Annotated in this window: 9 protein-coding genes and 1 riboswitch; of the genes, 2 read left to right on the forward strand and 7 right to left on the reverse strand. The window is 62.1% G+C overall.

Going from position 1 to position 9,284, the window contains the following annotated elements:
* Positions 1 to 81: 81 nt before the first annotated feature.
* On the forward strand, positions 82 to 1,152 hold the full coding sequence (locus IWX64_RS16045) for a hypothetical protein (protein WP_334683370.1): 1,071 nt from the start codon (positions 82 to 84) through the stop codon (positions 1,150 to 1,152).
* Positions 1,153 to 1,287: 135 nt separating this feature from the next.
* Here the strand turns inward: IWX64_RS16045 and IWX64_RS16050 are convergent, their stop codons facing one another.
* The 6 genes from IWX64_RS16050 to IWX64_RS16075 form a co-directional block, all read right to left on the reverse strand.
* Positions 1,288 to 2,196, reverse strand: a complete 909-nt coding sequence (locus tag IWX64_RS16050) for a C40 family peptidase (RefSeq protein WP_196868131.1) — start codon at positions 2,194 to 2,196, stop codon at positions 1,288 to 1,290.
* A 2-nt stretch (positions 2,197 to 2,198) separates the two neighbouring features.
* Positions 2,199 to 2,413: riboswitch (cyclic di-AMP (ydaO/yuaA leader) on the reverse strand.
* Between the two features lie 601 nt (positions 2,414 to 3,014).
* Complete coding sequence (locus IWX64_RS16055) at positions 3,015 to 3,935, reverse strand: F510_1955 family glycosylhydrolase (protein WP_334683371.1); 921 nt, start codon at positions 3,933 to 3,935, stop codon at positions 3,015 to 3,017.
* 66 nt (positions 3,936 to 4,001) lie between these two features.
* Complete coding sequence (locus IWX64_RS16060) at positions 4,002 to 4,643, reverse strand: DUF305 domain-containing protein (protein ID WP_196868132.1); 642 nt, start codon at positions 4,641 to 4,643, stop codon at positions 4,002 to 4,004.
* Between the two features lie 117 nt (positions 4,644 to 4,760).
* Positions 4,761 to 5,264, reverse strand: a complete 504-nt coding sequence (locus IWX64_RS16065) for a hypothetical protein (RefSeq protein ID WP_196868133.1) — start codon at positions 5,262 to 5,264, stop codon at positions 4,761 to 4,763.
* 99 nt (positions 5,265 to 5,363) lie between these two features.
* A complete protein-coding gene (locus IWX64_RS16070; protein ID WP_196868134.1) occupies positions 5,364 to 7,511 on the reverse strand; it encodes a copper-translocating P-type ATPase in 2,148 nt (715 codons plus the stop codon).
* A gap of 50 nt (positions 7,512 to 7,561) precedes the next feature.
* On the reverse strand, positions 7,562 to 7,939 hold the full coding sequence (locus IWX64_RS16075) for a heavy-metal-associated domain-containing protein (protein ID WP_334683372.1): 378 nt from the start codon (positions 7,937 to 7,939) through the stop codon (positions 7,562 to 7,564).
* Between the two features lie 325 nt (positions 7,940 to 8,264).
* Here IWX64_RS16075 and IWX64_RS16080 point away from each other — a divergent pair, with 325 nt between their 5' ends.
* Positions 8,265 to 8,501: an SHOCT domain-containing protein gene (locus IWX64_RS16080; RefSeq protein WP_334683373.1), complete on the forward strand. Its 237-nt coding sequence runs from the start codon at positions 8,265 to 8,267 to the stop codon at positions 8,499 to 8,501.
* A gap of 69 nt (positions 8,502 to 8,570) precedes the next feature.
* Here the strand turns inward: IWX64_RS16080 and IWX64_RS16085 are convergent.
* Positions 8,571 to 9,284 (reverse strand): IS256 family transposase (locus tag IWX64_RS16085; protein ID WP_196868136.1); only part of this gene is annotated, 714 nt, incomplete at its 5' end.

Raw genomic sequence — 9,284 nt, forward strand, 5'->3', positions numbered from 1 at the left:
CCCACGGCGGCGTGGATCAACCAGCCCCAACAAAGCGAGGTCCCCACACACGCCTAACCACTTAGCTGTGTCTCAAACGCCTTGACAGATTCCGAAACGCCACCGCTGGCCGAGAACGACCCAGTAGTGCAGTGGCTCCTGAATAGCGATCCTGCGATCCGGTGGCAGGTGTTGCACGATCTAGTCGACGCGCCGCAGGATGAGATAGCAGCAGAGCGGGCGCGGATGGAACACGTGGGGTGGGGCGCTCGGCTGCTCGCCCTGCGGGCACCCGATGGACAGTGGGCGGACGGCGCATGCTTCCCTAATACCGCGGCGTTCGCCGAAAGCACGGCGCAGGCCCTTGCTGCCAGCGAGCCACCGCCGTCGTTCCCATCACCTGACGAGGAACCGATCGAGACACCAGGTGAACAGCAGGGGCAACCATGGACCTCTACCTACCCGGTGCTGCTCGACCTGTGTCACCTGGGCTTATCTCCGAACAGCACGATGATGGGTGAGACAGCCCGGCTGGTCGCGCGCAACTGCCGGTGGGAGTATGACGGATTGCCCTTTTTCGCCGGTGAAGTCGACTGCTGCATTAATGCTGGCACTATTCTGATCGGCACCTACCTAGGCATCGACGTCGGCCCGGTGGTGCAGCGACTCGTGGCCGACCAATTGCCTGATGGTGGCTGGAACTGCTGGGCCGAGTCCCGTTCGGCTCCCGGATCTTTCGCGAGCACTCTTGACGTAGTCGACGCCCTACTGAGGTGGGAGCGACACACTGGTAGGTCCGAGGAGGTCCGCAGGGCTCGCTATGAGGGCGAGGAGTATTTGCTTCGACGCAGCCTGTTCCGGTCCTTGCGCACCGGTGAGGTGGTGAACCCGAGATGGCTTCAGTTTTCCTACCCTCCCCGCTGGCACTATGACCTGCTCAAGGCGACGAGCTACTTCGCCCTGCGTGGCGGACCGGCTGATCCGCGGCTGGCCGAGGCGGTCGAACATGTTCGCGCGAAGCGTCAGCCAGATGGAGGTTGGCTGCTGGATAAGACTCACCCCGGCGCGGTCCACTTTCGATTCGAAGAACCCGATGGCAGCTCGAGTCGGTGGAACACCCTCAGGGCACTCCGGGTTCTGCGCTGGTACGACGCAGCAAACATCTCCGGCTAGCAAGTACGACACCGTGAGAAAAACAGCGGCATGTCGAGTCAGGGTTGAACGGAACACATAAGTGGCAGGTGCCCTCCGTCCAGGGTACCTGCCACTTATGTTCAGTTCACGGAACGAGTCCGAGAGCTTGAGATGTTAGCCGTTGACTCGCACGAAGTATGAACCGGCGAGATCGGACAGTGGGTGCTCCATCGTCAGGTTGGCACCGTTCATGCCGCTGCTGATGACCTTGCCACCGCCAACGTAGATCGCGATGTGTCCGGCGTTGATCACGAGGTCACCCGGCGCTGGCGAGGATACAACCGAGCCGTACTGAGCGAACTGTGAGGGGCCGAGGTCGCCGACGTTCAGGCCGATGGAGCGCAGAGCGCGTTCGACGAGGACGGTGCAGTCCTGGATGGACCCGATCTGCCCATAGGCCGAAGCGACCAGTGCTGCGCCGACTCCGCTGGCTGAAACTGACGGAGCTGCCTTAGCTGCAGACGCAATCGGGGTGATGGGGCTGGAAGCCAAGGTCATCATTGCTGGTTCTGCGGAAACGGGTGCCGCTGCTGGAGCGGGTGCTGCTGCCTGAACGGCTGGTGCTGCTGCCGGAGCGACTGGTGCAGGTGCCGAGTAGAAGGCCTGGCTTGCAGTAGCTGCTGGCACGGCTGCCGCGCTGACGGCTGCCCCACCGGTGAGCTGGATCTGCTGTCCGGGGTAGATGACCGAGGCGTAGGACAGCCCGTTCTGCGCCAGGAGGGTGTCGAGGTTGATACCATTCTGTGCCGCGATTGCGCCCAGGGTGTCCCCGGCAGCAACAGTGTGAACTCCGGAAGCGGCGGGTGCTGAGACTGCGGAGGCGGTCGTTGCTTCGCCCTGCGTGTAGGTTCCTGCGTGGGCGGTCGCTCCGACGGAGAAGACGAGGCTGCCGGTCGCGACGGCGATGATGGCTGGCTTGCCCAGTGCTACGGCATTGGTCTTGGCGGACTGGGTCAGACCTTCAAGAGCGATGGAGTGGGTGGTGGCCGCGCGGTGGCGTGCCGAAATGGACTTACGTGACATGGTGGTTGCCTCTCCCATGCCTGCGGGGTGAGCTGTCGGGTTCGGATGGGAGTCACCCGGCCGTCCACCATCCTTGAGCTTTCTGCCCATCGCAAACGATGCGGCAGATTTGCACTGGATAGTCAGATCGACTTAACCCCGAGGGTCACCGCGTGCGGTGGCCCGGTGGAAACGTGGTTCCCCCGTCCCTGCCATCTGGATTGTGCGAACGGGTCCCGGTGCAGCGGCAGGGCTCGGCATTCTGCGCGGGATTATGATCTCGGCGGGGTGCCGGGATCACTCGAATGAGAGTACCCCACCCAGGTATGGATGTCACGTTACGGTTACGGCCCTCTTTAGGGTGTTGCCCTACTCACGGGTAACCGACGGTCGAGGGACCCCATTTCGCCTCTTGGTTCTCCCGGAGAAACTGGACTTAACCACCAGTGCTCGGCTCGGATCACGGCGGACAACATGGCCGCCAACCACGGCAGCGCGAGTGTACCGATCCAGATCGAGGTGGTGAGTGGTTCCTCCGATGACTCCGGGGCCTCGCGGATCCCAGGCGCGATCGCAGCCGCAGCAATTGCGCCTGGGATGGTGGCCGCGATTTTCGCAGCCGAAGACGGCGAGAGGTCGGTCTACACCGACCCTGCCGTTTTGCGTGCCGGCGACTCAAATCAAACCTATGAAGGCGTTTCGGCCCCCGTGCCCGGGTCCACTTCTCGGGATCATTCGATACCGTCGGTGCCGTCGGCGACGGTGAATAGCGCTTCCGCCGCAAGGTGCCCGAATGGCCGGATCGCCGCTTCCTGTAGCGATGCGTGCTTCACCAGCAACTACTGATGGTTGGATCTGATGTCCGTGAAGGTTTGCCCGTTGTCATTAGAGACCTGGACACTGTTTTCGGTCGCCACCCAGATCCGCAGTGTGGAGTCGTCGAGCAGCTGAGTGGCAACCGCTGCTGCCTCGCCGGGAGCTGAACCCTGTTCGACCCAGGTCAGACCAGCGTCAGCGCTGGTATGGATCTGCCCCTCGGGCGTGATTCCGGCGGCTTTCCCTTCAGAAAGTGCCGTGAACATCAGCAACGGTGCCTCCGGCACGGCTGCCCACGTCACGCCGCCGTCGGTGGAGCGTTGCAGGCCTTCCTCGGTGGTCGCGAGCACAACACTGTCCCGGGGGCTGGCGGCCAGGTTGAACACGGGTATCTGCTCTGCCACGGGCTGCCATAAGGTCCCCTCGGCACTGGTCTGAAGCTGGCCGTCGAAACCGACTATTCCGCCGTCGGTGATGGCGAGGGCATGGAAGTCGGACTCTCCTTGCCGGGACAGCGGTTCCCAGGTTCGGCCTCGATCGGTGGACCGGATCAGCCCCACCGGGTCGGGCAAATTGGTTCCCGAACCGGGATGACCCGAGGCATATAGGTCGCCGTTCCCTGCCGTGGTGAAGCCCATCAGGTCGATGGTCGGCCCGATCTGGATTGCTGGCGACTCCGAGATGTCGAACAGCCCATCATGGGTGGCCAGCAAGACCTGGTTCGTGTCCGGATTCACGCTCATTCCGTGGACGTGACCGGTGGGGTAGCCCTGCGCGCTTGTGGCAGAGCCGGAGGATTCGCTGGTGCCGGAGCTCGGTGCCGCCTGCGGTGAGCAGGCCGTGAGGACCAGGAGGCCGGCCGTGAGAACCACGAGCTTGGCGTGTCGTTGCGGGTATAAGAGAAAAAGTTTGGTGCGGGGCACGGTGATGATCTTTCGGGTCACAGGAAGTAAGGGAGAAAGTGGGGAGGGCCAGATGTCTAGCCCTCCCCCTAGTGAACTCGCGGCAGGTTAGAGCTCGGAGAGTAGTTCTTCCATCTCCTGGATTTCGGCCTGCTGGGTTTCCACGATCGTCTCAGCGAGATCGATCGCTTCCGGGTTCTCGCCGTTGTCAATTTCTTCCTGCGCCATGTCGATCGCACCGTTGTGGTGTTCGGTCATGAACTCAAGGAACATCCGGGCAGCGTCGTCACCTTCGGCTGATTGCAGTTCGGCCATCTGATCCTCGTCCAGCATCCCGTCCATGCCACCCATGGACCCCATGTCATGCCCGTCCATGCCACCTTCGGGCATGACCGGCCGGTCCCAGGCTTCTAGCCAGCTGGTCATGGTTTCTATTTCGGGGCCCTGCGCAGCTTTGATCCTGGTGGAGAGGTCGGTGATCTCAGGGCTGATGCCGTCCTTGGCGAGCATCATGTCGCTCATTTCCACTGCCTGCTGGTGGTGGGGAATCATCATCTGGGCGAACATGGCATCGGCGCTGTTGTGTTCGGCGGACACCTCAGCACCGGATTCGGGTGCTGACGGTAATGATTCCTGGGTGGAAGCGGTTGGTTCGACCCCCGGGGTGGCGGGTTCGTTGTCGCTTCCGCACCCTGCAAGGGTGATGATGGCTGCGACGCTCAGTGCTGAGAGGGAGAGGTAGCGCTTCATGGTGATCTGATCCTTAGTGAATTCATCTGATGAATAGTCTGTAGTGGGTCCCATGCTGGGCGTGTAGGCCGTCGGGTGCGCGCAATCGCGTTCACTACGACGGCAGGTGCCGGTGTTTTATGTCCGGCTGATACAGAGTTGAATCAGAGAAGGAACAGGGATCGAGAGGGGTCGCAAGCGGATCAATGGCGGACCGCGCAGAAGCACTGACCCGGGAACGAATTGGCCGGAACGTACCAGGAACGCCAGGGCGGCGACGACGATGACCGCCAGGAGACACATCCCCAGGGCCGCGCCGTCGTTGCCGCAAGACCCAATACACCCCTGTCCCAATTCGCCGGCGCTCTCTCCCGGGGGGGCTGCGGGGACATCGTTTGCCTGGACGTGGTGGGAACCGCTCAGGGACGTCGCATGTTCGGTGTCCGCTGTCATGGAGCTGGTCGAAAGCACTGCGCCGTGGGCTGAGGCGCCTTGCGCCGAAGCACCGTGCGTTGACGAGCCGTGACCGCCCATCCATACGTGCATTGCGAGGATCCCGATGATCATGGCGGTAAACCAGAGAAAGGTCAGGGCTGAACGCGACAGGTCGAGCGCTATCCTTTGCCTGGTGGTGCCTGTCACTGCCGTTACCCTTTCCTGTCCGTTGATTATTTCCAGCCTAGTGAACTCCGGGCTTGGTCCTCCAATGAGGAGGATGACGCCGGGCGTTTCCTCACTCCGCTAGGTGGTGGTGAAGCGTTCCGGGCTGAGGTCGATCCTGCGCAGTAGCTGCGCGTTCAGTGCGACCACGATGGTTGAGACGCTCATCAGAACGGCTCCCACGGCGGGCGAGAGGACAAAACCAGCGAAGGCCAAAACGCCGGCGGCCAGCGGCACGGCGATCAGGTTGTACCCGGTTGCCCACGCCAGGTTTTGAATCATCTTCCGATAGCTGGCCCTCGACAAGTCGATCATCGCCAGGACTGATCGTGGATCGTTGCCGGCCAGCACCACGCCGGCGGATTCCATTGCGACGTCGGTCCCGGCCCCAATAGCGATCCCCACCTCAGCGCGGGCCAGCGCGGGGGCGTCGTTCACGCCGTCGCCGACCATCGCCACTTTCAATCCGCGGTTCTGCAGTTCGGCGACCTTGGAGTCTTTGTCTTGTGGCAACACGTCAGCGAAGACTTCATCAATACCGAGTTCAGCCCCGACGGCGTCCGCAACCTGGCGTGCGTCCCCCGTGATCATTGCGACCTTCACGCCCCGAGCCTGCAGCGCGTTCACAGCTGCCCGGGACTCATCCCTGACCCGGTCCTCGAGACGCACGGCACCAACAACAGCGCCGTCGCGAACCACATGCAGCACAGATGCGCCGCGGCCGACCCATTCCTGGACGGTATCCCTCATGTCCGAAGGAGTCTCTAGCTGAAGTTCCTTGAGCATATTCGGTCCGCCCACGGTGACCTCGGACCCATCGACCCTCGCGCGGACCCCCCGGCCGGTCATTGACGAAAATCCGCTACCACGGTAGTCGAATGCCACTGCTTCCGGTGTGTCCATAGCCGCCGCGACGATGGCCCGTGCCACCGGATGTTCGCTGTCGGATTCAGCCGCGGCGGCCAGCGCCAACATTTGTGCATCAGCCATTGTCCCGGACGTAACGGTGGCGGTGACGGCGTGCCGACCTTCGGTGAGGGTACCGGTCTTGTCGAACAACACAAGGTCGACAGTGCGCATACGCTCCAACGCCATCCTGTTCTTGATCAACACACCGGCCCTCGCCGCGCGCTCCGTCGAAATGGCGATCACGAGCGGGATAGCCAGACCAAGGGCGTGCGGGCACGCGATCACCAGGACCGTGACGGTCCGGATGACGGCATCATCGGGGCTACCGAATAGTATCCACGCGGTGAAAGTGAGGATGCCAGCGACCAGCGCGAAGTAAAACAGCAGCGCAGCGGCCTTGTCAGCGAGAGCCTGCGCTTTCGACGACGACGCCTGCGCCTCAGCGACCAGGCGCTGAATCCCTGCCAGGGTGGTATCGGACCCGACGGCGGTCACCCGCACCCGGACTGCGTTATCGGTTGCCACAGTTCCCGCGACCACTACCTCGCCGATCGTGCGCTGGACGGTGCGGGATTCACCCGTGATCATCGCCTCATCGAACTCGGCCACCCCATCAACGATCTCCCCGTCTGCCGGCACCCGGGCGCCTGACCGGACCAGGACGACGTCGCCGGTGGCCAGTGAACTCACAGGGACGGTCTCAATTCCCGCGTCGGTGACCTTATCTGCCTCATCCGGCAGGAGCGCCGCCAAAGCATCAAGGGCACCCGCGGCGGATCCGAGGGCACGCATTTCCATCCAGTGCCCCAACAGCATGATGACCACCAGAAGGGCCAGTTCCCACCAGAAGTCCAGGTTGAAATCGCCAATCCCGAGGGTGGTCACCCAGGACGCGATGAACGCGACGCTGATCGCCATGGCAATCAGCAACATCATGCCCGGTTGCCGGGCTTTCAGTTCAGTAACCCCACCTTTGAGGAACGGTGCACCCCCGTAAAAGAAGATGATGGTGCCCAGGATTGGTGAAATCCACATGGCACCCGGGAACTCCGGTGGCGTGTAGCCGACGATCATGGCGAACATATGGCTGAACAACACCACCGGAACAGCCAGGACCAAACTCAACCAGAACTTGTTCTTGAACATGGCGGTGGAGTGCCCCGCATGTTCCCCGTGGGAATGCACCTCATGATCTGCATCCCCGGGCCGGGTTTGGTGACCGTGGTCTTCGGGTTGATCGGGATCCAAGGCGGAGGTCGGTTTTGTCCTGGGCATGGCTTGGCCGTGCGTCTCGTCGTTCGTGTGGTTCTGGTGTTTCATGGTTTTTCTCCTTCAGTCAAACAGGATCACGTCCCGGACCTGGGAAAAGATCAGACGTTAGAAAGCTGGTACCCGGCCTGCTCGACCGCGGAGCGTACTGCTGCTGCGGGAACCACCTGGTTACTGAGGACGGTGACCGTGGAGGTCCCGCCGGCAACGAGATCGATCTGGACATCGGTAACGTCATCAATCTCACCGACTGCAGAGCTAACCCGGGACGCGCACGACCCGCAGGTCAAACCAGCGACACCGAAACTGGCGCTGACGCTGCCAGGAGCGGGAATCGAATTGGCTTTGCTTTCCTGAGGTCCGCAGCAAGCACATCCGGAAGATGATGTGTCTGTAAGAGTCAGATCGGAAGAAGTGCCGCACATGAGGGTCTCCAAAATACGAGGAATGGATATTCGAGAATCAGCGGGTGTAGCCATCCGGCGTCATTCACGTCGGCTGCAGCCGCTCTAGGGACCTTCAAGGAGTAGGCGGCCCGTTGAGGGCCGGACTTCCCACTTGGGTACCCACAATCTATACCCCCTAGGGGTATACGTCAAGGGTTAGTTCGAGTTTGAAGATCTCGCGTCGAATTCGATGTCACATCTATCACCCTGACTATCAGTGCTCGGACGGATAGTCAGCCTGGGATTGATCGGGACGTAAGACCCTGTTTCTGGGCCGACGCCAAGCGGAGACTGGAAATGACTGCGAGGCGAAAGGTGTCCGGCGTGATGTGGGATTATGGGGCAGGGATCAGCGTGGATGTGGCTTTGGAGCGTCCTCCTGCTGGGTGGGATTGTGCTGTTGGTCCTGCTCGCAGTCAAGGTCGTTGGTAACGGAAGCCGCTTCGGATACGCGTCACGGGATGCCTCAGGGTTGGGTGGCCCGCCCCGCGGCCGGAGCTCTGCCCACCAGATCCTGGACGAGCGCTTCGCGAAGGGGGAACTCACAGCCGACGAGTACCGCGAACACCTCAAAGTTCTCGGTGAAGGCCTGTAGCAAACCCCGCATCAGCCGCCGCCAAGCGCGGGCGTGTCAATAATTCGGTGTAACTAGTTGTGTTGTGGGTTAGCGTCCGACGCTGAGTCGGCCGTTGAAGGTGATGTCGAAGGCGTTAAGAGCAGCCTTCCATCGTTGGGTCCAGCGGGCCCGTCCCTGGCCTGTCGGATCCAGACTCATCACCGCGAGGTAGACACACTTCAGGGCGGCTTGCTCGTTCGGGAAGTGGCCCCGAGCCCGGACGGCTTTGCGGATCCTCGCGTTGACGGACTCGATCGCGTTCGTCGTGCACACGATCCGGCGGATCTCGGCATCGAACTGCAGGAACGGCACGAACTCGGCCCATGCTGATTCCCAGAGCCTGACGATCGCCGGATACTTCTTCTCCCATGCCTCGCTGAACTCCAAGAACCGTTCCTCAGCCTGGTCGACCGTCGAGGCGGTATAGATCGGTTTCAGAGCTCTAGCGATCTTGTCCCAGTCCTGCCGGGCTGCATACCGGAAACTCGCCCGGATCAGGTGCACCACACAGGTTTGGGTGATCGCTTCTGGCCAGAGTGTCCCGATCGAATCGGGGAGCCCTTTCAGGCCGTCGCAGACGACCATGCAGACGTCCTCGACACCGCGGTTCTTGATCTCGGTGAGGACCTGCAACCAGTACTTCGCGCCCTCACCGCCGTCGCCGGCCCACAGCCCGAGAATATCCCGGTTCCCCTCGACCGTGACGGCCAGAGCCACGTAGATGGGCCGGTTCGCCACCTGCCCGTCGCGGACTTTGACGTG

The sequence above is a fragment of the Arthrobacter sp. CAN_A212 genome (assembly GCF_015752345.1).
Classification (GTDB): domain Bacteria; phylum Actinomycetota; class Actinomycetes; order Actinomycetales; family Micrococcaceae; genus Arthrobacter_D.